We start from the raw sequence: 24,011 nt of genomic DNA, 5'->3' as shown, positions 1-24,011 counted from the left end.
CGTGCTGCATCCATCGTCGGTGCGGAGCTGAGGCTTCGCACCGTTTTTTTATGCCGTCCGGCGCGCGGAGATTGCGCCGTGGAGTCGGAAGGGAGGCTTGAACCGTCTGGAGGCCCGGCCAGGTGGGGGAGCAGGAGCGGTGCGAAGAGCAGAGGCGGGAAAGGGGAGAAGGTGCTGAACGGTTGCCGGAGCAGGACCGGGAAGGAATCGCAGGGCCTGTCGGACCTGCATCGAATGCGGCGGGATGAGTGCGGCGTTTACCTCTTCTGCCCGGCCGGCTCCTCATCTCTTTTGCTGTCAATCTGGCGGACCGAGGGGATGAGGAAGGCGACGATGCCGAGCAGGCAGATGATGCATCCCGAGATGATGAAGGTGGGGCGCAGTCCGACCTGTTCGGCCAGAAATCCGGTGCCCAGCAGTCCGAGCGCTGCCGGCAGCAGGCTGAATCCGTAGTAGAGCGAGAGGACGCGGCCGAGCACCTCGGCGGCAATCCGGTGCTGGACCACGGCGATGAAGGCGGCGCTGAAGACGCTCGAGGTGATGCCCGCCGCCGCGGTGAAGAGCGCGAACCAGACGAATCCCGATGCCGGGAGCAGTCCCGAGCCGAGGAACGAGAGGCCGACGACCAGGTACATTGCATTGATAAGCAGCGCCCGGTTGCGGTGGTAGTTGCGCACCCCCATCAGGGCGCCTCCAGCCAGTGCTCCGGCGCCCCAGACAATCTCGACGAGGCTCATTTCGTAGGTTCCGCCGCCGAAGTGTTCGAGCGTCATGAGCGGGAAGAGCACCCCGACGGGCATGATGAAGAAGAGCACGGCGATGGCCAGCCCGATGAACCACGCCATGCCCCGCACGGCGAAGATGGCCGAAAACCCTTCGCGGAACTCACGCCTCAGGTCGGGCGTCCGTTCCGGACGCTCGGGCTCGGGAATGCGGACCAGCTGCAACGTCGTGCAGGCGAAGAGCGCTCCGGCCACGTCGAGCATGAGGATGGTGCCCATCCCCGTGAGCGAGATGAGCAGCGCTCCGAGCGCCGGGCCGGCGATGTCCGACACGGCGCTGATGACCTGATTGATGCCGGCGATGCGGGTGAGCTGCGAGCGGGGGGCCAGCAGCGGAATGGAGGCCTGCATGGCGGGCCTGTGGAAGGCCGAGCCGGCCGAACGGCAGGCCAGCAGCAGGTAGATGTGCCACGTGCGGGCCACGCCCAGCCAGAAGAGCAGGGCCAGCAGCAGCGTGCAGAGGGCGATGAACGAGTCGGAGGCAATCATCGTCCGCTTGCGGTTCCAGCGGTCGACGTAGGGGCCGACGAAGATGCCCAGAACCGCCTGGGGCAGCATGCCGCAGATGGCGGCCAGCGCCAGCACCTCGGCCGAGCGGGTCTCGATGCTCAGCCAGAAAATCACGGCATATCCGACAATCGAACTGCTGAGCACCGACAGAAACTGTCCGCTCCAGATGATGGCGAATGTCTTTTTCCAGCTTTGTTCCATGCTCAGCGTCGCGTGGGTGCCCGGTCATTGTTCCGGCCGATTGCCGCGCCGGGCTCCATTCAGCCGCTAAATTACGCAAAATTTGCCGAATCTGCTCCATCCGACCCGTCCGAACTTGCTCTGCCGGTTGCCCGGCCGCCCTCTGAGTGAGCATCCCTTATTCGTCGTCGGCAGCCTGCCGACCCTCGTCGCGTGCATTCTTTCTCCGCTGCCGGCGGCCCCTCCTGTTTGTCGGCCCGGCCATTCTGTCCTGCCCGGCCTTGTCCGGCCATTCTGTCCTGCCCGGCCTTGTTCTGCCTGTCCTGCCTGTTCTGCCTGTTCTGCCTGTTCTGCCTGTCCTGCCCGGCCTTGTCCCTGTCTTGTCTGTCCGGCCCGGTCATGTCTGTTTGGCCCGGCCGCCCGCTCCGTCCGCAACAATCCGCAACAAAACAGGGGGCGGATAGTTCCGCCCCCTGTGAGAATGCCTTTGAAGGTCTTTTCCTTCCTGCGGGGATTACTCCATCTCCCACGTGGCGCCCGAGTGCAGCAGGTCGTCCACACAGTGAATCTTGCTCTTGGCCTTCACCTCCTCGACCTGGCGCTCGACGGCAAGGTCGTAGACCGCATCGTCCTCCACCTCGCGGATGACGCCCAGCGCCACCGGATAGTCGGGATACTTCATCGAGGCGAGCATCACGTGAAGCGTCGTGTCGCGCTCGTGGGCGTCGTGCGTCAGCACGTCGTCGAGCGTGTAGCCGTCCTCGCCGACGGTCACCACCTTCAGCTTCATGTTCTCGAAGACGAGGCCCTTCTCGCGGTTCGCACCGAAGAGCATCTTCTCGCCATGGCGCAGCGTGATGGTGCGTGCGGCGCGCGTGGCCTTGTCGGCGGCGAAGTCGGCATGGGTCTTGTCGTTGAAGATGACGCAGTTCTGCATCACCTCGATGACCGACATGCCCTTGTGCTTCGCGGCGGCGACCATGCACTCCTTCGAGAGCTGCACCTCCATGTCAATCGAACGGGCGAAGAAGGTTCCCTTGGCGCCGATAACCAGCTCACCGGGGTTGAAGGGCTTCTCGACGGTGCCGTAGGGCGACGTCTTGGTGATTTTGCCCAGCTTCGAAGTGGGGGAGTACTGACCCTTGGTCAGACCGTAGATTTCGTTGTTGAAGAGGATGACGTTGAGGTCCACGTTGCGGCGGATGGCGTGGATGAAGTGGTTGCCGCCGATGGCCAGCGAGTCGCCGTCACCGGTGGTCACCCAGACGTTCAGCCGCGGATTGGCCACCTTGACGCCCGTAGCCACGGCGTTGGCGCGTCCGTGAATCGAGTGGAACCCGAAGGTCTTCATGTAGTAGATGAAGCGCGACGAGCAGCCGATGCCCGAGACGAAGGTGAAGAGGTTGTGGGGCGTGTCGGTCGCATCTGCAATCTCGGGCAGTGCGCGCTGCACGGCGTTCAGGATGGCGTGGTCGCCGCAACCCGGGCACCAGCGTACCTCCTGGTCGCTCTTGAAGTCGGCGGGAGTGTATTTGTAGTCTGCCATGGCTTTACTCTGCTAATAAGGTGTGGAACTTCTCTTTGAGCTCGACGACCGTGAAGGGAAGACCCTCGCACTTGTTGTACTGGTCGTAGTGGAACTCCTGGAAATGCTGGCGCAGGTAGCCGGCGAACTGACCTTCGTTGAGCTCGCAGACGACGATGCGCTTGAAACGGGCGAAGATTTCGCGAACGTTCCGCGGCAGCGGGTTGATGTAGTTGAAGTGGCACAGCGAGACACTCTTGCCCTCCTCCTGGAGCTGCATGACGGCGCTCTGCAGGTTGCCGCGCGTACCGCCCCAGCCTACGACGAGCAGCTCGCCCTCCTGGGGACCGAGCACCGTCTGGTCGGGAATATCCTCGACCACCTTGGCCACCTTCGCGGCGCGCGTGTTGACCATCTTCTGGTGGTTGGCCGGGTCATGCGAGATGGAGCCCTTCACACTGTCCTTCTCCAGACCGCCGACACGGTGCTCCAGACCCACCTTGCCGGGGAATGCCCAGCCGCGGGCCAGCTTCTCGTTGCGCACGTAGGGCATGAAGCCACCCTCGGGCGCCTTGTCGACGATGGGCGGAACGATGGTCGGGTAGTCCTTCATCGAGGGGATGCGCCACGGCTCCGAACCGTTGGCGATGAAGCCGTCGGTGAGCAGGATGACGGGCGTCATGTGCTCCATGGCGATGCGGCCGGCCTCGAAGGCGAAGTGGAAGCAGTCGCTCGGCGTCGATGCGGCCATGACCACTACGGGGCACTCGCCGTTGCGGCCGTAGAGTGCCTGCACCAGGTCGCTCTGCTCGGTCTTGGTCGGCAGACCCGTCGAGGGGCCGCCGCGCTGTACGTCGACAACCACCAGCGGGAGCTCGGTCATCACGGCCAGACCCAGCGCCTCGCTCTTGAGCGAAAGGCCCGGACCCGACGTGGTCGTGACGGCGAAGTTGCCGGCGAAGGCGGCGCCGATGGCGGTGCAGATGCCGGCGATTTCATCCTCGGCCTGCACGGTCTTCACGCCGAGGTCCTTGCGCTTGGCCAGCTCCTCGAGAATCACCGTTGCGGGGGTGATGGGGTAGGAGCCGCAGAAGAGTGGCAGCCCGGCCTTCTCGGCGGCGGCGCAGAGGCCCCATGCCGTGGCGACGTTGCCTGAGATGGTGCGGTAGGTGCCCTTCTCCAGATGGGCGGGGGGCACGTTGTAGGTATTGGCGAACTGGTGGGTGTTGGCGGCGAAGTTGTACCCGGCATCCATGGCCCGCTTGTTGGCCTCGGCTATGGCGGGGTTCTTCTTGGCGAACTTCGTGTCGAGGTAACGCTTGGCGTAGTCCTCGGGGCGGTTGAACAGATAGAAGCAGATGCCCAGTGCAAACATGTTCTTGCACTTGACAATGGCCTTGTTGTCGAGTCCCGAATCCTTGAGCGCCTCACGCGTCATGGTGGTGATGTCGGGAATCACGACGTTGTATTCGTCGAGCTTGAGTTCGGCCAGCGGGTCGAGCGTTGCGAAGCCGGCCTTCTTGAGATGTTCCTCGGTGATGGAGTCTCCGTCGATGATGACCGTAGCCCCTCTCTTGAGCCATTTGCGGTTGGCCTTGAGCGCCGCGGGGTTCATGGCGACCAAGACGTCGCAGTAGTCGCCGGGGTTGAGTCCGGAGCGGTTGGCGAAGTGCACCTGGAAACCCGATACGCCTGCCACGGTTCCCTGCGGGGCGCGGATTTCGGCGGGATAGTCCGGGAACGTCGAGATGCCGTTGCCCAACAGCGCCGATGTGTCGGAGAAAAGCGTGCCTGTGAGCTGCATGCCGTCGCCCGAATCGCCCGAAAAGCGAATGACGACATCCTGCAACTCGCGCACATTGGTTCTGTCCATGTTTGAGTGGTGTTGGTTTTAGGTTTGGTTTTGTAAACTGTAATACAAATATATAAATTTATTGTTAGATTATTCACAAACCATGAAAAAAATTGACAACCCGTAACTCCGACCCCTAAAAAAGAGCTCCGGCCGGGTCTGAAAACCCGGCCGGAGCCGTATTTTGACGAAGAAAGGTCCTGAGCGGCCCCTTCCGCGGGACCTTCTCATCGGGGACGTTCGTGCCTTAGAAGGCGACCTGGTCCTCCGTGGCGCCAACTTTGATGACCACATCGCCGTCAGCCACCAGCGCCTTGCCGAACGAATATCCGCCCATCATGTCGTCGAAGTCGGCCGGATAGACGGTCACCGTATCACCGATTTTAACCCCTACGTAGAAGTTCGAACCCTCGTAGTCGGAGACCGAGAGGTAGAAGGTTGCGCCGCGCTCCATCGTGAAGCCCTCGGCAAAGTCCCAGTCGTAGTTGGTCGAACTGTATACGTCGTAGGTGTCTGCATCGTAGTAGGCAATCACCGAGACGGTCGAACCGGTGCCTATCTGCTCGTAGGTGACCTCCACGCTTACGTCCGAAGCCGGCATGACGAAACTTGCATACGGCAGATTGAGCGTCACGGGCAGGTCGTGCCCCTCGGCGTCGGTCGCCTTGACCGAGGTGATGCGCTCTCCGTCGGGAACGTAGATGGCCATCGAGACCGTCTCACCCTCGGCGTAGAGCGTGCCATCGTCGAACGAGATGTCGTTCTTGGTCGATACGGTGTACGCTTGGGCCACCTCGACCGATGCGGCGAGTTCGGCGGCGCTTTCGGGAATCAGAATCGCGGCGCGGTACATCTCATAGGCGTAGTGTTTGAAGGTGAAGGTCTCGCCCGAAGCGATGCGGGCCCGCATCGGCTTGTAGCCCTCCTCGGCCGAGGCGAAGAGATAGACCTTCTCGCCCGGAATGCCCTTGTCGGTCGGCACGCCGTAGTAGATGTCGTCGGCATCGTAGAAGGTTGCCTCCGTAATGTGGTCGCTGGGAGTGTAGGCGACCGGAATCTTCTCCTCGAAGTTCAGTGTTACGGTCACATCCTCGGCCGGCATCTTGAAACGGACGTAGACCCGCTCGATGAGCTCCGGTTCGACGCCCTGGGCCGAGATGGCGGCCGATGCGAGGTAGTAGTCCGGCTTGACCCACAGTTCGGCGGTCACCTGCTCGCCGTCAATCGACTCCGCGGGGAGGGTCGACTTTTCGAGGTCGAGGTAGCTCTCCTCGGCATGTTGCCAGGTGATGGTGTGGCGGGCATGCTGCTCGCCGCTGACGCGAAGCGTGACATCGCCCGTCACGTCGGCGTAGTCGGGACGTACGGTCAGCTGGTAGACATTTGCGACAAGGGCCGAGCGGGTGAACGAACAGCCGGTCGTTTCGGCGAGCGGCTGCCACTCGCCGTTGCCGATGCGGAATTCGATGCCGGTGATGGTGTAGGCGTCTGTCGTCAGCAGGTAGCAGTCGAAGTAGCGGTACGAGCGGTCTGGGCTTACACCGTAGAGCTTCACGCTCGGATTCTCCTCGAGGAACATCGTGTGGCCGCCGTCGACCATCTGCTGCTGGACGCTGTAGCATGCCACTACTTCGAAGTCCGAATCGGGCACCGTGATGTCGACCGTAAGCGACTGTACGTTCTCATCGCCCGTTGCGGGGAATGTCGGGATGTAGACGGCATCGTTCACGTGGATGTGGATATGCTCCATGTGGGTGGCGCTGAAGCCGGAGGCGAGCGTTTCGCCGGGGATGAGCGTCAGCGTCAGGGTGGAGCCTGCCTTATAGTGGGTATCTTTGTCAACACCCTCAAGGGTGATGAAGTCGGGTGTAAGGTTGAGCACCTGCGCGGCGGTGCTTCCGGTGGCGCCAGGACCAGGGACTTCGCTCTCGGAGTTGCTGCAGCCGTGCAGAAGGGCAAGGCCTTGCACGAACAGCAGGAGCACAAGGGTCAAGTGGAGTCGGTGTTTCATGACGAATCCTTTTTTGTGTAAAATTTCTGGTATGTATTATGTTTGGGGTTGATGCTACTCCGCGGGGCAGCATGGTGTCAGCCCTCAGTCCGGAACATCGGTGCAAAGATTATTATTAGGGTCTATAATTACTGCAAAGGAGGATGAAAAATAAGTGGTTTTGGATATTTTTCGTCTTTCCCGTCTTTTCGATGTTCAGCTCCTCTCATCATGAGCCTGTTGCCCGTCGAACGGCATGCCCCCGGCTGTCGGACAATGCCGACGGCCGGGGGCCTTCTGTTTTGTCGGTATGGGTGGGGCACTGCCTTGGAGCTCCGATTGCTGAACGGCTCCTGCCGTCAGCGGATGGAGTTCATGCGGATGCTCGCCTTGACCAGCGCAATGGCGCGGATGCGGTCGATGCGCACCTCCTTGTCGGCGTGGTGGGGGTTCTGGCTCACCAGCTTGACATATCCCTCGCGCTCCGACTTCTGGATGTACTTGACGGTGATGTACTCCTCGCCGTCGATGTCAATCGAGAGCAGGTACATGTCGCCCCAGAAGATATCGTTGATGTCGTGCAGCTGCTTGTAGAGCACGATGTCGCCGCTCTTGAGCAGCGGATACATCGAGTCGCCCACCACGTAGATGGCGCCGTCGCACTTCGGCAGGTTGGGGATGTGGATGTAGTTCACGGGCTTGGCCTGCACGTGCTCGGTAAAGAGCGGCACCAGCCCGGCCGTCCCCTCAATCGAGTAGAGCGGCACGCTCTGCAGCGGCAGCGACGAGTCGGTGCGGCGCATGTAGGCCGTCAGGTCGGGCTCGGCGTTGAACATCTCGCCTTTGCCCGTCTCGAGCCATTCGGGGTTGACGTTCAGCTCCTGAACCAGGATGTTCCGGTTTCGCGACGAAAGACGCGTCTTTCCGGTTTCAATCATCGAGAGGGCCGCCTTTCCGATGCCAAGTCGTTGTGCCAGTTGTTCTTGTGTCATGTTCAACGCCTTTCGTATCATTTTTATGCGCTCGTTCATGGCTCTGCGATTGGAAAAAATTATAATAAAAAATTGTATTTTTGAGTATCAACATTCAATTATTGAACTATCTTTGCCTCTGCAAAGTTAAACAATTTATTTCGGTGATGCAAACTCCGCACCGAAAAACCACATTATCCATTTATAAAAAATGTATACCGTATCGCCTGAACTTTACCGGGAGACGGCCGCGCGCCTCTGCGACGCGCTCGACGGGGGAGACTACTATTCGGGTTCGCTCGAATTCCCTTTCGACGGAATGGAGTGCCGTCTGGTGGCGTCGGTGATTGTCTACCGCCGCCGGGAGGTCGCCCCCGAGGGGCGTACCGAGCCGATTTCCGACCTGGTGCCCGTCTGGTGGGAGTTCCACACCGTCGGCGACGAGGGGGAGTGTCTGAACGACTTCTCCTTTGCCGAGATGACGCGCTACCTGCTCTGATGCACGGCGGCGCCTCTGAGGCGCTGGCCTCTCCCACGTTCCGGAATCCATCCCACCTGCGGCGCGGCGCCGCCCTCCGGAACGTTTCAACTCAGGGAATCTCTCGCCGTGGCGCCGCACACCCGGATTCCCGCCCGACACCGTTGCCCGTGCAGCGGTGTTTTTGTACCAACCCCGACCGCGGGGCCCCTCCCCGTAGCGGCGTCTGTGTCCTGACACCCCGTCCGTCGCAGATGCCTCCGGAGGGAGTGCCCCGAACGGGCGGTTCGCTTTCTCACAAATTCCTACACATCATGTCCTTGTCCTTTACCGACTTTGCGCTCGAGGTCTACCCCTTTCTCGAGCTGCAGCCCTTCCATCGGGTCTACTACCGCGTGCTCGAGGCCTTTGCCCGCGGGCGCATCCCGCGACTGATTGTCACCATGCCTCCGCAGCACGGCAAGAGCGTCGGCGCCACGACGCTCCTGCCGGCCTACCTGCTGGGGCTCGACCCCGACCTGCGGGTGGCCATCGCCTCCTATTCCGGCTCGCTGGCCTCGAAGTTCAACCGCCGCGTGCAGCGCATCCTCGAATCGTCGGAGTATGCCGCCCTCTTCCCCGAGACGACTATCAAGCGCGGCACGCGCCCTCCGAGCTACATCCGCACGGCCGACGAGGTGGAAATCATCGGCCGCCGCGGCGGTCTGCTCTCGGTCGGGCGCGAGGGCTCGCTCACGGGCAACCGCGTCGACTGCTTCATCCTCGACGACCTCTACAAGGATGCCATCGAGGCCAACTCGCCCCTCATCCGCGCCAACTGCTGGGAGTGGTACACCTCGGTGGTCCGCACCCGCATGCACAACGCCTCGCGCGAGCTGGTTGTCTTCACCCGCTGGCACGAGGAGGACCTCATCGGCTCGCTCATGCGCCGTGAGCCGGTCGTGCCGCTCGAGCGTTGGGAGCAGCTCGGCTCGGAGGGGGCGCCGGCCTTCGGAACGGCCCCGGAGGGGTGGCTCCACCTCAATTTCGAGGCGCTCAAGTCGTCGCCGCCCACCGAACTCGACCCGCGGCGTCCGGGCGAGGCGCTCTGGCCCGGACAGCACGACGTTGCGCTGCTCGAGGCCAAGCGGCGGCTCGACCCCGTGCAGTTCGAGTGCATGTACCAGGGCCACCCCTCGGCGCGCGAGGGGCTGCTCTACGGCGGAAACTTCGCCGAATACGACCTGCTGCCGCGCGATGTGGTCCGCCGGGGCAACTACACCGACACGGCCGACACGGGCGACGACTACCTCTGCTCGCTCTCCTATGTGGTCGATGTCGACGGGCTGATTTACGTCACCGATGCGGTCTATACACGCGAGCCGATGGAGGTGACCGAGCAGCTTGTGGCCGAGATGCTGCTCCGCTCCGACACGCGCGAGGCGGCCGTCGAGAGCAACAACGGCGGCCGGGGCTTTGCCCGGGCCGTGCAGGCGCGGGTGCCGGGCGTGCGCGTCGAGTGGTTCCACCAGAGCGCCAACAAGGAGGCGCGCATCCTCTCCAATTCGGCTACGGTACTCCATCTGGTGCGCTTCCCGCGGGGCTGGTCGCTGCGCTGGCCCGAGCTCTACGCCCACCTGACGACCTACCGGCGGAAGTTCCGCGCCAACCGCTGGCACGATGCCGCCGACGTGGTGACGGGGCTCGTCGAGCGCGAGGCAACCGGCCGCAGCGGGCGGCTGCGCTATGTGAAAATCGTGTAGCGCTGCGTTCCCCGGCGTTCCGGTCCTCCGCTCCGGGGGGGGCTGTTCGTCATCCCGGCGGCCGTCTTCTGTCGCACCCCCTGCGCAGGCACCGGCAGGCTGCAGCCGTTCCGTCCCGTTCCGCTTGCCGCCCCACAGAAGCGAGGAGGCCCGACCTCTATGGCCGGACCCCCTCGCTTTTTGCATGCGGATGCGTCACTTCCCGTTCCAGAGGCAGCGGAGCCGTTCGGGGCGCTGCTGCTCCGGGCGGCGCTGCCAGACCATCGCCAGGTCGTCGGCCGCATTGCCCGTGCCGAAGTCGAAGCCGTCCTTCGTGACGAACTCCACCGGGGTGCGCCCCTCGAAGCCGAAGCGGCCGTAGAAGTCGCGGAGCCACTCCTCGCCCGGCGAGGGGATGAGCAGGGCGGCATCGTCGCCGCGCTCCTCGATGAGCCGCATCGCTTCGCGCATGAGCTCCGTCGCAAGCCCCTCGCCCCGGTGTTCGGGGGCGGTGGCCACGCCGTAGATGTAGGTCGTGCGCCCCAGCTCGCTCTCAAAGGGGAGCAGGTGGAGCATCGCCGCCATGCCTCCGTCGCGCTCGATGCAGAGCATGCGCCGGCGGCTGTAGTAGCGGATGAGGAACGAGTCCACGAACTGCTCCTCGTCGCCGAAGCAGGTTGTCCAGAGACGCTTGCACTCCAGTTCGTCAGGGTGGAGGTGGATGGCCAGATACTTGTGCTGGATGACGACGGGGTGGTACGAGAGCTTGGCGCGGCGCAGCCCCTCGATGCCGAGGTCCTCCTCGCGGTTGATGAGCGTGAAGCGCTCGGGCAGGTGGCGGGCGAAGAGGCAGTTGATGATGGTGAAGGCGCCGTCGTACTCCGTGTCGGCCTTCTCGACATGGGTGTCGAACGTGTGGTCGTTCACGGCCGAGCCGTAGGTGAAGGCCACCATGCGGTCGCCCACATAGATGCAGCCGCCCGTCATGCCCAGCTCGGCGAAGTGGGCGAATCCCCGCTGCATGGCCCGCTGCTCGGCGCAGAGCTCCGAGGTGTGTCCCTCGTGCACCTGCCGCCACTCGCGTTCGAGCTCCATGCAGGCCTGGAACCGGTCGGGCGTGAGCTCCTCGTAGCGGTAGTCGGGGTATTCGGCCGTGAAACGGTTGATGTGGTTGCGTTTGGGCTGGTAGCGGCGCCCCGGCAGGTTGCGCAGGTCGTCGGCCGCATAGACGTAGTCCTCCAGTGCACGGTCCGACTCGAAGGCGAACTGCCCGATGTGCATGTTGCGAATCATGTCGCGCCCCTGGTCCGTGAGCCCGACGATGCGCAGCCGCTGCCCGTGGGCATGAGCATCCTCGCGCAGCGCGGGGATGATGCGGGCGCAGTCGCCCTCGCCGACGGGCTGCATGTAGCCCAGCCGCTCGCCGCCGTCAATCTGGAAGCGAATCACCAGAAAGCCGTCCACCACGGCCCATGCGCTGTGGTAGACCTCCTGCCAGCAGTACATGTTCGAGAACGAGAGGTCGCAGTTGGTGATGTCGGACGACATCGTGAAGCGTTCGATGGTTGCCCGGTCTTCGAGCCGGACGGGTTGAAATTCAATCATCGGTATGAAGCGTGTTGTCCCCGCCGACCGTGTAGTCCTTGCGTTCGATGCGGGTGTAGTATTGTTGAATGAGCGCCTTGAGCTGCGGCAGCAGCGCGGCGGCGTCGGGCGTGTCGCCGGCCGAAGGGATGCAGCCGCTGTCGGTGCGGGGCTCGACCGTGGCCTGCTCCTCGTCGAAGAGCAGTGTGGCGTCGCCCGTCACTGCACGGAAGTTGCCTCCACCGTAGGAGACCGACCAGCGGGGACGCTCCGGCTCGTTGAGCACGTCGCGGCCGAAGGCGAAGTAGGGCTCGCGGTTGCCCAGCAGCCCGAGCAGTGTCGGCATGAGGTCGAGCTGCTGCGCAACCTCGCGGATGGTGCCGCGCAGCGCGCCGTCGGGCGTGTAGATGAAGCCCATGATGCGCATGTTGCCGGGGAAGGCGAGGCTCTCCTCGGCGAACTTCTCGGAGGAGACGTGGTCGGCCGTGAAGACGAAAATCGTGCGGCGGAACCACTCCTCGTCCTTGTAGCGTTCGAAGAAGCGGCGGAAGGCCATGTCGTCGTAGGCAACCCCCTTGTGGATGCGGGTGTAGCCCTCGGGAAGCGAGTCGGCGTACTCTTCGGGCACGACGAAGGGGTGGTGCGACGAGAGGGTGAAGAGCGTGGCGAAGAAGGGCTCGCGCGTGCGGCCCAGCTCCTCGCCCGTGAAGCGCAGGAAGGGCTCGTCCCAGATGCCCCAGTATCCGTCGAAATCCCCCTTGCCGTGGGCCGCCTCGTAATCCTCGCGGCTGACGAGCCGCTCGACGCCGGCCGAGCGGGCGTAGGCCCCGAAGCCCATCGAACCGTGCTCCGAGCCGCAGAAGAAGAGCGTCTCGTAGCCCCGGTCGGAGAGCATGGCGGGCAGCTGGCGGCTGCGGCCCAGCGCCTGGGGCATCAGCACGAAGGGGGTCTTGAACGAGGGAATGCTTCCCAGCACCGAGGGGAGCGCCTGGATGGAGCGGGTGCCGTTGGCATAGAAGCGCTCGAAGCACAACCCCTCGCGCATGAGCGAATCGAGGAAGGGGGTGAAGCCCTGCTCCGCACGGCCGGCGTAGAGCTCGGGCATGAGGTAGGCCGAGTGCTCGGCCGACATGCTCTCCATGACGAAGAGCACCACGTTGCGTCCCGAGAGGTCGACGGCCGCCGAGTCGGCGGGCATGTGGAGCGGTGTGAAGAGGCTGTCGAGCTCCTCCGCGGCGTAGTACTTGCGGTAGGAGACCTTCGCGCTGCTGCCCACCGTGCGGAGGATGCAGAAGGGGTTGCTCAGGATGAGGTTGGCCTTGCCGCTGTCGGGGGTGTAGAGCGTGGCGTTGGAGAGGGTGATGGGACGCGTCATGCGGGTCATGCCGCCGCGCATGCCGGCGATGGAGAGCGCCGCGCCGAGGGCCAGCAGCAGCGTGCCGCCCGCATAGTAGCTCCAGCCGTCGCGCAGCAGGCTCTCTTCGCGCGCCTTGCGGCGGTAGCCCCATGCAAGCAGGGCGATGAGGCCCGCGGCGACGAGCGCCAGGTACCAGTTCTCACCCAGAAACTTCACGACCAGCTGCGCCGAGTTGTCGTTGTCGGCGAAGAAGAGCTCCTCGGCCGTGAAGCGCTTCTGCGTGTAGCGGAAGTAGACGCAGTCGGCCATGTTGACCGCTACCACCAGCAGCGCACCCACCGCCAAGTAGTAGCCGTAGCGCAGGTTGCGCCACCAGCCCCGCTCGCGCAGACGGCGTGGAAGGGGCAGCAGCGAGAGGAGGATGAAGAGCCCCTCGGCGTAGACAATCGAGGCCGTGTCGAACTTCAGCGCCCCCTGCAGGAGCTGTCCCGCCTCGTGCCACGAGAGCGCGCCCAGCAGTTCGTAGTTGTAGAGGTAGAAGACCATGCGGCAGAGCATCAGCACCACATAGAGCAGCACGATGCGCCAGAGAAGCAGGAAAAGCGGGGTATGGAGCAGTCGTTTCACGGGCGTTGGATTTGGGTGTATGGTTGCCCGGGCGGGCGTCGGGCGCCCCTCGGGCGGGAAGCAGGCCGGACTCCCTTCCGCAGCGGGCCCGGGTCGGCTTCCGGCTGCAAATTTAATGGTTTCGGCGGATGGTGCAACTCCGCAGCCGCCTCTTTTGTCCGAAAAATAGGCGCAGCATCCGCTTGCAGCGGGCTTTTCGACCGCTTTCGGTAGCAGGGCCGGACCAATTTGTACTTCCGGACCACTTCGTAGGGGCCACGGCGCGGAAGCCGGTCCTTCGCCGCTCCGGTCGGTGCTTCATGCACCCGGCTTCGTGTGTGCGGTTTCGTGCGTCCTGCTTGATGCGTCCGTCCGGATTTTGGTGTGCGCAGCTGCATTTTTCTACTTCAGCCCACCCATCCGATGCGAACGGCCGCCGTCCTCGGCTCATGGAGTCGGTGACGGCGGCCGTCGGTCGTCTCTTTTTCGGATGTCAGGGTCGGATGTCTGCCGGGCGGCTATTCGCACGCCTTGAGCGACATGTCGAGCGACTTGATTTGGTGGGTCAGCGCCCCAACCGAGATGAAGTCCACGCCGCACTCGGCATAGGCGCGCATCGTCTCGAGGGTGATGCCTCCGCTCGACTCCGTCTCGCAGCGGCCCGCCACCTTTTCAACCGCCTTGCGTGTCATCTCGGGGGTGAAGTTGTCGAACATGATGCGGTCGACGCCTCCGGCGGCAAAGACCTCGTCGATATCCTCCAGCGAGCGCACCTCGCACTCGATGGGGAGCTGCTTGCCCTTGGCGCGCAGGTATTCGCGGGCGCCGTGGATGGCCTTCCGGATGCCGCCGGCGAAGTCGATGTGGTTGTCCTTGAGCAGAATCATGTCGAAGAGCCCCATGCGGTGGTTCTCGCCGCCGCCCAGCTTGACGGCCATCTTGTCCAGCACGCGCATGCCCGGCGTGGTCTTGCGCGTGTCGAGAATGCGGGTGTGCAGCCCCTCGAGGTGCTTCACGTAGAAGGCCGTCTGGGTTGCCACGCCGCTCATGCGCTGCATGATGTTGAGCACGATGCGCTCGGCCTGAAGCAGCGAGCGCACGCGGCCGGAGACGTAGAAGGCGACATCGCCCGGCTGGACGTGGTCACCGTCGTTGAGCTTCTGCTCGAACCGCATCTCGGGGTCGAGCCGGTTGAACACCATTTGGGCCACCTCGATGCCGGCGATGACGCCCTCCTGCTTGCAGAGCAGGCGCATGCGTCCGTGCGCGTCGGCCGGGATGCAGCAGAGCGACGTGTGGTCACCGTCGCCGATGTCTTCTTTGATGCAGAGCTCGATGAGCTCCTTGACGAAAGGTATGTATTCGGGTTTCATGCGGCAAAGGTACGAAAAAATATTTATTTCGGTCCAATCAGGCGTCCTTCGTAGGCAACCTGCCAGCGTCCGGCCACGGTGAAGCTCATGCGGCAGTCGATGTCGTCGATACGCCCCTCGAACTGCGTGATGCGGAGCTCCTCGTCGGGACGGTAGGTGGCCCCGCCGCCCACCTCGTTGGGCTGTAGCACCTCGGGAATGGCCTCCTCCAGCGCAAAGCTGAGCGAGCGGTCGCCCGTGGGGGTGTATCCGACGTTGCGGAGCCGCATCTCGCTGCCCCATGTTCCGGCCTCGAGGCGGAAGCGGTGGAGGTAGAGCGTGAAGTCGTAGAGCCCGGCCAGTTCGATGTATCCCTCCCGGTTGGTGTAGCTCTCGCCGCTCTGCGTGTCGCGGACCGTCGTCGTGCCGTAGAAGTGGAGGTTGGTTCCCGTCAGGTGTCCCTCCTCCAGATAGGGGTTCCCGCCCAGATAGACATATCCGTAGGGAAGCCCCGAGTCGTCGTCGCTGCAGGAGGCCAGCATGGTGAGTGCACCGGTCAGAAGCAGCAGTCGTTTGAAGATGGTTGCAAACATGGTTGTCGTAATGATGGGGGTTGGTGTTTGTGTTGATACGGAGCGCCCGGCGGCTACTTGGTGCCCGTGTAGCTGAGGCTGTAGCCCATGCACTCGAAGGTGAGCGTGAGCCGCTCGGCGGTTGCCGTGCCGCGCAGCGCGGTGATTTTGCGCTCCTCCATCGGGCGTTCGCCGTAGTAGGGGACTACTTCGTCGGCCGAGAGGGTGGCCGTATCGCCCGACGAGGTGTAGCCGATGCCCGGCAGCGTCATGTCGATGGCCATCGGCATGCCCGGGAACTGCATGTCGTAAATCCACAGCGTCAGCGTGTTGTCCTCCGTCGAGCTCTTCAGCTCGAACGAGACGTTCTCGTAGGTGTAGCTCTGCGAGGGGTCGGCCAGCAGATGCATGTCGAGGGTTCCCCGGTAGCCGATTTGGGTCTTGAACGAGATTTCGTCCTCCGTGTTGCAGGCGGCTGCCACGAAGAGGCAGGCAAGGAGTGCAAACAGTTTTTTCATCGTTGTCTGAATGTGTTTGGATTAGTCTTTTCTAAAGGTTGATGTTGAGCGTTATGCCGAAGGTGCGCGGACGTCCCCGCTGCACGAAGTCGTTGCCGATGGAGCGGAAGTAGAAGACGTCGTAGCGCGTATCGGCGAGGTTGCGGCCCCAGAGGTCGAGCGAGAAGTGGCGCTGCTCGAAGCGCACCGAGGCTCCCGTCAGCAGGTAGAACGACTGCCGGAGCGAGTTCTGCTCGTTCCAGGCAATCGGTCCCGTGCCGCGCAGGTCGGCCTGCAGGACGATGCGCTCGAGCCAGCGCAGGCCGACGGGAATCTCCCACGAGGCGAGGGCCGAGAAGGTGTGCTCCGGGGCGTAGGGGATGCGCTTCCCGGCGTAGTCCTCGATGCCGTTGTTGTACTCCACGAAGCGGGCGTCGGTGTATCCGTAGGCGACGTTGAGCTCCACGTTGCGGTGGGGCACCGCCTGCAGGGCCACCTCGGCGCCGAGGCTGCGCGTGCGGCCGGCATTGGTCATCATGCGCCCCGTGGTGCTTCCCTCGGGGAAGACGGTCAGCTGCTGGTCGCGGCAGTCAATCCAGAAGAGGGCGAAGTCGCCCCGTATGGCACCCTCGAGGCAGGAGAAGTGGCCCCCGACCTCGTAGTTCCAGCTGTACTCGGGGTCGTAGCCCACCACCTTGCGGATGTCGTACTGCGTGCCGACGTGGAAGTACTCCTTCATGATTTGCTGCTGCAGCACGTCGGAGAACATCTGCGTGTTGAAGCCGCCGGCCTTGTAGCCCTTGGCGACCGAGAGGTAGAGGTTGCGGTTCTCGTCGAAGGAGTAGGTGACCGTCACCTTGGGCAGCAGTTCGGTGAAGAGGTCGCGCAGCGTGCCCCGCGTGTCGATTTTAATCGGCGTGGTGGCCACCAGCTCGCGGTTGCCCTCCTCGTCGGTCCGGTAGGTCTTGCACCCCGTGTCGGTAAAGTTGCGGTAGCGCAGCGTGGCGTGCTCGTAGTCGAAGCGCAGCCCCGCCGTGAAGCGCCAGCGCCCCGTGCGGTACTCCGACTCGTGGTAGAGTGCGGCGCCGAGCGTCGGCATGCGGAAGGTGCTCCCCAGCATGAAGTTGTCGTCGTCCCAGACGTCGACATAGTCGGGATTCACCTGGTTGATATGCTTGAGAATCAGTTCGTCGATTCCATACTGCTTGAACCTCACGGGGGCGTCCATCACCCCGTGGCGGTAGAATCCGAAGGCGCCGAACAGCCAGCGGTAGTTTCCCTTGCCCCGCTTGCGGATGACGATGTCCTCGGTCAGCGTGTGCTCCGTGCGGGCCTGCCGCAGCGTGAAGTAGGAGAGGGGCAGGAAGTCCTGGTCGAGTATCATCTCGTCGTCGGAGTACTGGTAGCTCGTAATCGAGGCGAGCGTGAAGCGTTCGCCCTCGTAGCGGACGGTCAGTCCGTCGCTCAGCAGCGTGCGGCGGTAGGACGAGGGGTCGTTGTAGCTGATTTCGCCCGGGCGGATGACGCTCTGGCCGTCGACCTTAATCTCTTCGCCGACGTAGGCGTAGGGATAGCCTCCCTGGCGGAGCACCGAGACGGCGAAGGTGTTGTCAATCTGCCAGCGCGAGCCGCTGCGCCACTGCAGGCGCCACCGTCCGCCGGCGTTGCGCTCCCAGTCGCACAGCTTGCCCGTCGAGCGGTTCTCGAAGAGGCCGTCGCTGTGGCTGTAGTAGCCCGTCACGGAGAGCCCCAGCCCTTCGCGCAGCTTCTGATAGGCCGCCGCGCGCAGCTTGAGGGTGTTGCCGCTGCCGTACTCCATGCCGAGGCGGATGCCCTCGTAGGTGAGCGGCGAGAGCGTGTAGACGTTGATTACGCCCCCCATCGTGTTGCGGCCGTAGAGGGTCGACTGCGGGCCGCGCAGCACCTCGATGCGCTCGATGTCGGCCAGCTCCGTATCGTAGTTGTCCTTGTTGAGTACCGGGACGTTGTCGACGTTGAGCCCCATGACGGGCTGGTCGATGCGGGCGCCGAGGCCGCGGACGTAAATCGACGAGGTCATGCGCGAGCCGTAGTCGGGGATGTGGAGGTTGGGGACGATGAGCGAGGCATCCTTCAGGGCGTCGACGTGGCGCCGTTCGAGCATCCGCTCGCCCAGAATCGACGAGGCGACGGGCTCGCTGCGCAGCATGAGCCCCTGCTTGATGGCCGTCACCTGGACGCGGTCGACTTGAATCACCGTGTCGGCGAGCAGGTCGCTCTCTTCGGTCGCGGCCTTGTCGCGGGGCCGCGGCAGTGCACGAAGCCCCTCCGCCGGGAGGGCGGCGGCAATGGCCGAAAGCAGCAGAAGCGGGATGTGGCGCAGGCGCGGTTTCACGGGTGCATGGTTCGAATCGGGTGCAAAGTAAGGGCTTTTCGCGCGAAAATGCAATCCTAATTTATGAGGAGCGGCCCCGTGAGCGCTCCGCTCAGAGTTCGTCGGCCTCGACATAGCCCCGCGTGACGGCGTAGAGCGTCAGCCCCGAGACGGAGCGGATGCCGAGCTTCTCCATCAGGTTGCGGCGGTGCGAGATGACCGTCGTCAGCCCGATGCCGAGCCGCTGGGCAATCTCCTTGTTGATGTGTCCGCGGGCGATGAGGGCCAGCACCTCCGCCTCGCGGGCCGAGAGCACGGGCCCCTGTGCGGCGGAGGCGTCGGGCGCCGGGTCGTGGGCGTCGTGGTGGACGCTGCGGTGCATGTGCATGATGTCGCGCACGAGCTCCTCCTCGCTGCGGAGGATGTTCAGGCGGCGCATGTCGGCCAGCTCGGGGGGAACCGACCCTCCGGCGAGCAGAATCACCCGCCGGCGGTAGGGGCGGAAGAGGGCGCTGTGGCGCACGAAGAGCGGCGCGGCGGTGAAGAAGTGGAAGTAGCGCTCCATGCCGCTCTCCTCGAGCGCATGCACGTCGTTGAAGACCTCGACCTCGGCCATCGGGATGATTTTCTCGAGAATCGACTTCATGCCCAGCGCCGTGAGAATGCTGGGGGCGATGACGGCTATGGCGGGGCGGCGCTCCATCATTATTCGTGGTGGTAGGGTTCGTTGTTGAGGATGGTGAAGGCGCGGTAGAGCTGTTCGGCGAAGAGCGCCCGCACAATCTGGTGCGAGAAGGTCATCTTCGAGAGCGACAGGCGCGCATCGGCCCGCGCGTAGACCGCCTCCGAGAAGCCGTAGGGACCGCCGATGACCAGCACGAGCCGCTTCATGCCGCTGTTCATCCGCTTCTGGAGCCATGCGGCGAACTCCACCGAGCGGTATTCGGTGCCGTGCTCGTCGAGCAGCGCCACGTAGTCGCCCTCGGTCAGCTGACGGAGGATGGCCTCACCCTCGGCCGTGCGCTGCTGCTTCTCGGAGAGGCTGCGCGTGTTGCGCACGTCGGGCAGCACCGTGAAGCGGAAGCGGCAGTAGAAGTCGATGCGCCGGGCGTACTGCTCGACCAGCGCGGCGACCTCCTTCGAATCGGTCTTGCCGATGACTATGAGTTCGATGGTCACTTTTCGAATTTTCGGATGTGGGGTGGCAGTGTGGCAGTGTGACGGTGTGACGGTGTGACGGTGTGACGGCAGCCGGCCTCAGAGGTCGCTGTTCCACTCGCCGTCGGCATCCTCGTAGATGACCGGACGCGACTTCTCGACCGACTTGAGCCACTCGTAGGCCTTGTACATGTTGTAGCCGTTGCCCGAGGGGGCGCCCAGCGCAAAGGCCACCACGCAGGTGAAGTTGCGCGAGCGGTAGTACATCGCCTTCACCCGTTCGAGGTACTCGTCGGCCAGCCGCGGGTCGTTCGACGGCGTCCCTCCGACGGTGCGGTCCCCGCGCCGCTCGGGTGCCGAGATGGCGGCGCGGTCGATGACGTAGAGCCCCGTCTCGTCGCACAGGGCGTAGAACCACGCCGGCTGCGGACAGTCGGGGCAGACGGTGTTGTAGCCCTGCCCCTTCAGGCGGAGCAGTTCGCGGCGCGTCGCGGTGGGGTCGGTCCCGGCATTGCAGCGCACGCGCTTGAGCGTGAGCTCCTTGCCCAGCCGCATCAGCTTGCCGTCGCGCAGCTCCGTCTTGCCGAAGCCGATTTTCATCGGCATGTACTCCTTGTAGACGCCGTCGCGCCGCGTGAAGAGCATCACCTTGTAGAGCGGGACGCTTTTGGCGCCGCCCTCCCACTTGTTGGCGAAGGTGCCGTAGATGTAGGGGTCGAAGCGCACGGTGTCGGTCGAGCGGCCGGGGATGGTCACCTCGGTCATGTTGAACTCGAGCAGCTTGCCCTGGGGCGAGTAGATGTCGTAGCCGACGGTCACCGGCTCGTCGTAGTTGTAGGAGTTCTGGGCCACGATGTCGAGCCGCAGCACGCCGAAGTCGCGCCCCTCGGGGTCGGGTTCGAGCGAGATGGTGAAGTCGCGAATCGAGCGCTTGTTCTGCATGTAGAGGTAGCTCCCGGCAAAGGGCTCGCGGGGCGTCGCCTCGGGATCGATGGCCGACCGCCCGGTGTTGTCCAGTTCGAGCAGCAGCGAGTTCTCTCCTTCGCGGATGTAGGGTGTCAGGGCGTACTCGGCCGGCGTGACGGGGTCGGCGCAGAGGGCCACCTCTTCGCCGTTGAGCGTCAGGCGGTAGGGCCGCCCCGCATTTTCGATGTGGAGGTAGACGTTGCCGTCGGTCCAGGCGTAGGGAATCTCGAGGCTCTGGCCGGCGATGAGCACCTCGCCCTCGGAGACGAGCATCCGGGGCTTGAACTCCCGGTAGGCCTCCACTCCGGCGCGGTTGCGCGCCTCGGCGTCGTGGCGCGTGTCGTAGGGGATGACCTCGGTGCGGTAGATGCGCCCCGCCTGCTGGGCCTGGAGGGCTCCCGTGCAGCAGAGGGCGGCAAGAAGAAGTATCGTCTGCTTCATTTCGGTTCGGATGATGTCAGATGCGGACAAAGGTACTTTTTATTTTGAGAAATCACAAATAATCGATACCTTTGTCAATTCGAAAAGCAAACGAAAAACAACAGAATCACGATATGAAAACACAGAGAATCGCTGAAATACTCAAGGCGGCAGCCGTCGATACGGACGTGGTCGTCAAGGGTTGGGTGCGCACCAAGCGCGGCAACAAGAACGTGGCCTTCATCGCCATGAACGACGGCTCGTGTCTGTCGAACATCCAGGTGGTGGTTGACCTTGCGAAATTCTCCGACGAGGAGCTCAAGCCCATCACCACGGGCGCCTGCATCCGTGTGGACGGCCGTCTGGTCGCCTCGCCCGGCTCGGGTCAGGGCGTCGAGGTGCAGGCCTCGAAAATCGAGATATACGGCACGGCCGACCCCGATACCTACCCGCTCCAGAAGAAGGGCCACTCGCTCGAGTTCCTGCGCGACATCGCCTACCTGCGTCCGCGCACCAACACCTTCGGCGCCGTACTGCGCATCCGCCACGCCATGGCCTACGCCATCCACGAGTACTTCAACAGCCACGGATTCTACTACTTCCACACCCCCATCATCACCGCTTCGGACTGCGAGGGTGCCGGTGCGATGTTCCAGGTGACGACGCTCGACATCGCCAATCCGCCCCGCACGGAGGATGGCAAGGTGGACTATACGAAGGACTTCTTCGGCAAGTCGTGCAACCTGACCGTCTCGGGTCAGCTCGAAGGCGAGCTGGGCGCCCTCTCGCTGGGCCGCATCTACACCTTCGGCCCCACGTTCCGCGCCGAGAACTCCAACACGCCGCGCCACGCCTCGGAGTTCTGGATGATTGAGCCCGAGGCCGCCTTTTACGACCTGGAGGACAACATGGAACTGGCCGAGGACTTCCTCAAGTACCTCATCCAGTATGCGCTGGACCACTGCATGGAGGACCTCGAGTTCATGAACAAGATGTGGGACAAGGGGCTGCTCGACCGGCTCCGTTTCGTGCTCCACAACGACTTCAAGCGTCTGGACTACACCGAGGGCATCGAGATTCTGAAGGCTTCGGGCCGCAAGTTCGAATTCCCGTGCGACTGGGGCTGCGACCTGCAGTCGGAGCACGAGCGCTACCTGGTCGAGGAGCACTTCAAGCGTCCGGTCATCCTGATTAACTACCCGAAGGACATCAAGGCCTTCTACATGAAGCAGAACGACGACGGCAAGACGGTGCGCGCCATGGACGTCCTCTTCCCGGGCATCGGCGAGATTATCGGCGGCTCGGAGCGTGAGGCCGACTACGAGAAGCTCAACCGCCGCGTCAAGGAGCTGGGCATGAACGAGCGCGAGCTGTGGTGGTACCTCGACACGCGCCGCTGGGGCTCGGCACCTCACTCGGGCTTCGGTCTGGGCTTCGACCGCCTGCTGCTCTTCGTCACGGGCATGACCAACATCCGCGACGTGCAGCCCTTCCCGCGTACGCCGCAGCACGCCGATTTCTGATTGTTTCCGTGCTGAGCCTGCCGGCGGGGCTTCGGCCGCGCGCGGCTTGATTTCGGGGTGCAGACCCGAACCGTGAGACCCGAACAAACCCGAAAATGAAGGAGCCAAATGAGAAGCTGATTCTTAATTTGGATTCGATATGGCAATAACACAGAAACAGGTCCTTTCGCTTCAGCAGAAGCTCTCGCCCCAGCAGATTCAGACCATCAAGCTGCTGGAGCTTCCCGCCATGCAGCTCGAGCAGCGCATCAAGCAGGAAATCGAGAACAACATCGTGCTGGAGGAGGACGAACGTACGCCCGAAGAGGAGGAGCCCCAGCAGATTTCGGTCGACGAATACCTGCGCGAGGACGAGACGCCCTCCTACAAGAGCCGCATCAACAACTATTCGAAGGACGACAAGCAGCGTCCGGTGATTCTCTCCGAGGGACGCTCGCTGCAGGAGTACCTGGTCGAGCAGCTCGGCTACCGCAACCTCTCGGAGCGGGAGATGAAGCTGGCCACCTACCTGGTGGGGAGCATCGACGAGGACGGCTACCTGCGTCGGGAGCTGGATGCCATCGCCGACGACATTGCTTTCACGCTGGGCATCGAGACCACGGCGGAGGAGCTCGAACGGCTGCTCGACGTCATCCACGACCTGGAGCCCGCCGGCATCGGCGCCCGCAACCTGCGCGAGTGCCTGCTGCTGCAGATGGGGCAGCTGCCGATGAATACGCCGGCGCGCCGTCTTGCCCGCCGCATCCTGACCGACTACTTCGACGAGTTCGTCAAGAAGCACTACGAGAAGCTGATTTCCCGCCTGCAGGTGAGCGAGGAGGAGTTCCGCGATGCCATCGCCGAAATCCGCCGCCTGACCCCCAAGCCGGGCAACCTCTACGCCGAGGGGGGAACCGATACGACCCCCTACATCGTTCCGGACTTCATCCTCGACTACCACGACGGGCGCTTCGACCTCTCGCTCAACTCGAGCAACATCCCCGAGGTGCGCATCAACCGCCGCTATGCGGAGATGCTCCGCGACATGGTGGCCCCCGACGGCACGGTCAAGGCAGAGGACCGCGAGGCGCTGCAGTTCGTCAAGAGCAAAATCGACTCGGCCAAGTGGTTCATCTCGGCCATCAAGCAGCGCCACGATACGCTCATGCGGACGATGCAGACCATACTCGACTACCAGAAGGAGTACTTCAAGGATGGCGACAAGTCGAAGCTGCGGCCGATGATTCTCAAGGATATTGCCGACCGCACGGGGCTCGACGTCTCGACCATCTCGCGCGTGGTCAACAGCAAGTATGTCCAGACGCAGTTTGGCATCATCCTGCTCAAGTCGCTCTTCTCGGAGGCGATGCAGACCGAGAGCGGCGAGGAGGTTTCGAGCTACGAAATCAAGAACATCCTCCAGCAGTGCATCGACGAGGAGGACAAGCGTCACCCGCTGACCGACGAGACGCTGATGGATATCCTCAATTCGAAGGGATACCGCATCGCCCGCCGTACGGTGGCCAAATACCGCGAGATGCTCAACATCCCCGTCGCACGGCTGCGCAAACAGATATAGGCTGCGCGGACCGTCGCTCCGGCCGAAGTGCGGAGCAACGGCTTCGGCACCGCGCG

At 63.5% G+C, this 24,011-nt stretch carries 18 protein-coding genes; 4 read left to right on the top strand and 14 right to left on the bottom strand.

Annotated elements, in window-relative coordinates; genetic code table 11:
* Positions 1–257 precede the first annotated feature (257 nt).
* The 5 genes from C8267_RS02870 to C8267_RS02850 all read right to left on the bottom strand — a co-directional run bounded on the left by C8267_RS02870 (position 258) and on the right by C8267_RS02850 (position 7,870).
* Positions 258–1,493 carry an MFS transporter gene (locus C8267_RS02870; RefSeq protein ID WP_106633558.1) on the bottom strand — a complete coding sequence of 412 codons (1,236 nt, stop codon included), beginning with the start codon at positions 1,491–1,493 and terminating at the stop codon, positions 258–260.
* Positions 1,494–1,986: 493 nt separating this feature from the next.
* Positions 1,987–3,018 (bottom strand): 2-oxoacid:ferredoxin oxidoreductase subunit beta, encoded by a 1,032-nt coding sequence (locus C8267_RS02865; RefSeq protein ID WP_087361020.1) that lies wholly within the window; start codon positions 3,016–3,018, stop codon positions 1,987–1,989.
* A 4-nt stretch (positions 3,019–3,022) separates the two neighbouring features.
* On the bottom strand, positions 3,023–4,870 hold the full coding sequence (locus tag C8267_RS02860; RefSeq protein ID WP_106633557.1) for a 2-oxoacid:acceptor oxidoreductase subunit alpha: 1,848 nt from the start codon (positions 4,868–4,870) through the stop codon (positions 3,023–3,025).
* Between the two features lie 226 nt (positions 4,871–5,096).
* Positions 5,097–6,860, bottom strand: coding sequence for an InlB B-repeat-containing protein (locus C8267_RS02855; protein WP_158699673.1), 1,764 nt, complete (start codon positions 6,858–6,860; stop codon positions 5,097–5,099).
* Between the two features lie 338 nt (positions 6,861–7,198).
* Positions 7,199–7,870 carry an XRE family transcriptional regulator gene (locus C8267_RS02850; RefSeq protein WP_087361012.1) on the bottom strand — a complete coding sequence of 224 codons (672 nt, stop codon included), beginning with the start codon at positions 7,868–7,870 and terminating at the stop codon, positions 7,199–7,201.
* A gap of 151 nt (positions 7,871–8,021) precedes the next feature.
* On the opposite strand from C8267_RS02850, the gene C8267_RS02845 reads away from it, so the two are divergent.
* A complete protein-coding gene (locus tag C8267_RS02845) occupies positions 8,022–8,309 on the top strand; it encodes a hypothetical protein (protein WP_106633555.1) in 288 nt (95 codons plus the stop codon).
* 293 nt (positions 8,310–8,602) lie between these two features.
* Entirely contained in the window at positions 8,603–10,030 is a 1,428-nt protein-coding gene (terL, locus tag C8267_RS02840; protein WP_106633554.1) for a phage terminase large subunit, read from the top strand.
* Between the two features lie 195 nt (positions 10,031–10,225).
* Here terL and C8267_RS02835 read toward each other — a convergent pair whose 3' ends face one another.
* The 9 genes from C8267_RS02835 to C8267_RS02795 form a co-directional block, all read right to left on the bottom strand.
* The gene (locus tag C8267_RS02835; RefSeq protein WP_106633553.1) at positions 10,226–11,614 is read right to left on the bottom strand and encodes a GNAT family N-acetyltransferase; all 1,389 of its coding nucleotides are present in this window, start codon (positions 11,612–11,614) and stop codon (positions 10,226–10,228) included.
* Complete coding sequence (locus C8267_RS02830) at positions 11,607–13,577, bottom strand: LTA synthase family protein (protein WP_106633552.1); 1,971 nt, start codon at positions 13,575–13,577, stop codon at positions 11,607–11,609. Before C8267_RS02830 ends, C8267_RS02835 begins: the two co-directional genes overlap by 8 nt.
* A gap of 497 nt (positions 13,578–14,074) precedes the next feature.
* On the bottom strand, positions 14,075–14,929 hold the full coding sequence (gene nadC, locus C8267_RS02825; protein WP_106633551.1) for a carboxylating nicotinate-nucleotide diphosphorylase: 855 nt from the start codon (positions 14,927–14,929) through the stop codon (positions 14,075–14,077).
* 23 nt (positions 14,930–14,952) lie between these two features.
* Positions 14,953–15,501, bottom strand: a complete 549-nt coding sequence (locus C8267_RS02820) for a hypothetical protein (protein ID WP_106633550.1) — start codon at positions 15,499–15,501, stop codon at positions 14,953–14,955.
* A 53-nt stretch (positions 15,502–15,554) separates the two neighbouring features.
* Complete coding sequence (locus C8267_RS02815) at positions 15,555–15,998, bottom strand: hypothetical protein (RefSeq protein ID WP_106633549.1); 444 nt, start codon at positions 15,996–15,998, stop codon at positions 15,555–15,557.
* A gap of 31 nt (positions 15,999–16,029) precedes the next feature.
* Positions 16,030–18,351, bottom strand: coding sequence for a TonB-dependent receptor (locus C8267_RS02810; RefSeq protein ID WP_234025664.1), 2,322 nt, complete (start codon positions 18,349–18,351; stop codon positions 16,030–16,032).
* A 91-nt stretch (positions 18,352–18,442) separates the two neighbouring features.
* A complete protein-coding gene (locus tag C8267_RS02805; protein ID WP_317046017.1) occupies positions 18,443–19,036 on the bottom strand; it encodes a helix-turn-helix transcriptional regulator in 594 nt (197 codons plus the stop codon).
* Positions 19,036–19,509: a 23S rRNA (pseudouridine(1915)-N(3))-methyltransferase RlmH gene (gene rlmH, locus C8267_RS02800; protein WP_087360992.1), complete on the bottom strand. Its 474-nt coding sequence runs from the start codon at positions 19,507–19,509 to the stop codon at positions 19,036–19,038. Before rlmH ends, C8267_RS02805 begins: the two co-directional genes overlap by 1 nt.
* A 78-nt stretch (positions 19,510–19,587) precedes the next feature.
* The gene (locus C8267_RS02795; protein ID WP_106633547.1) at positions 19,588–20,895 is read right to left on the bottom strand and encodes a glycoside hydrolase family 2 TIM barrel-domain containing protein; all 1,308 of its coding nucleotides are present in this window, start codon (positions 20,893–20,895) and stop codon (positions 19,588–19,590) included.
* 113 nt (positions 20,896–21,008) lie between these two features.
* Between C8267_RS02795 and asnS the strand changes: the two genes are divergently transcribed.
* Both asnS and rpoN read left to right on the top strand, forming a co-directional pair.
* Positions 21,009–22,397, top strand: coding sequence for an asparagine--tRNA ligase (gene asnS / locus C8267_RS02790; protein WP_087360988.1), 1,389 nt, complete (start codon positions 21,009–21,011; stop codon positions 22,395–22,397).
* Positions 22,398–22,536: 139 nt separating this feature from the next.
* Positions 22,537–23,955 (top strand): RNA polymerase factor sigma-54, encoded by a 1,419-nt coding sequence (gene rpoN / locus C8267_RS02785; RefSeq protein WP_087360986.1) that lies wholly within the window; start codon positions 22,537–22,539, stop codon positions 23,953–23,955.
* Positions 23,956–24,011: the final 56 nt, after the last annotated feature.

Source organism: Alistipes sp. Marseille-P5061 (assembly GCF_900290115.1).
Classification (GTDB): domain Bacteria; phylum Bacteroidota; class Bacteroidia; order Bacteroidales; family Rikenellaceae; genus Alistipes; species Alistipes excrementigallinarum.
Note: the sequence above shows the minus strand (reverse complement) of the source record. Positions and strands in the feature narration are given on the sequence as shown.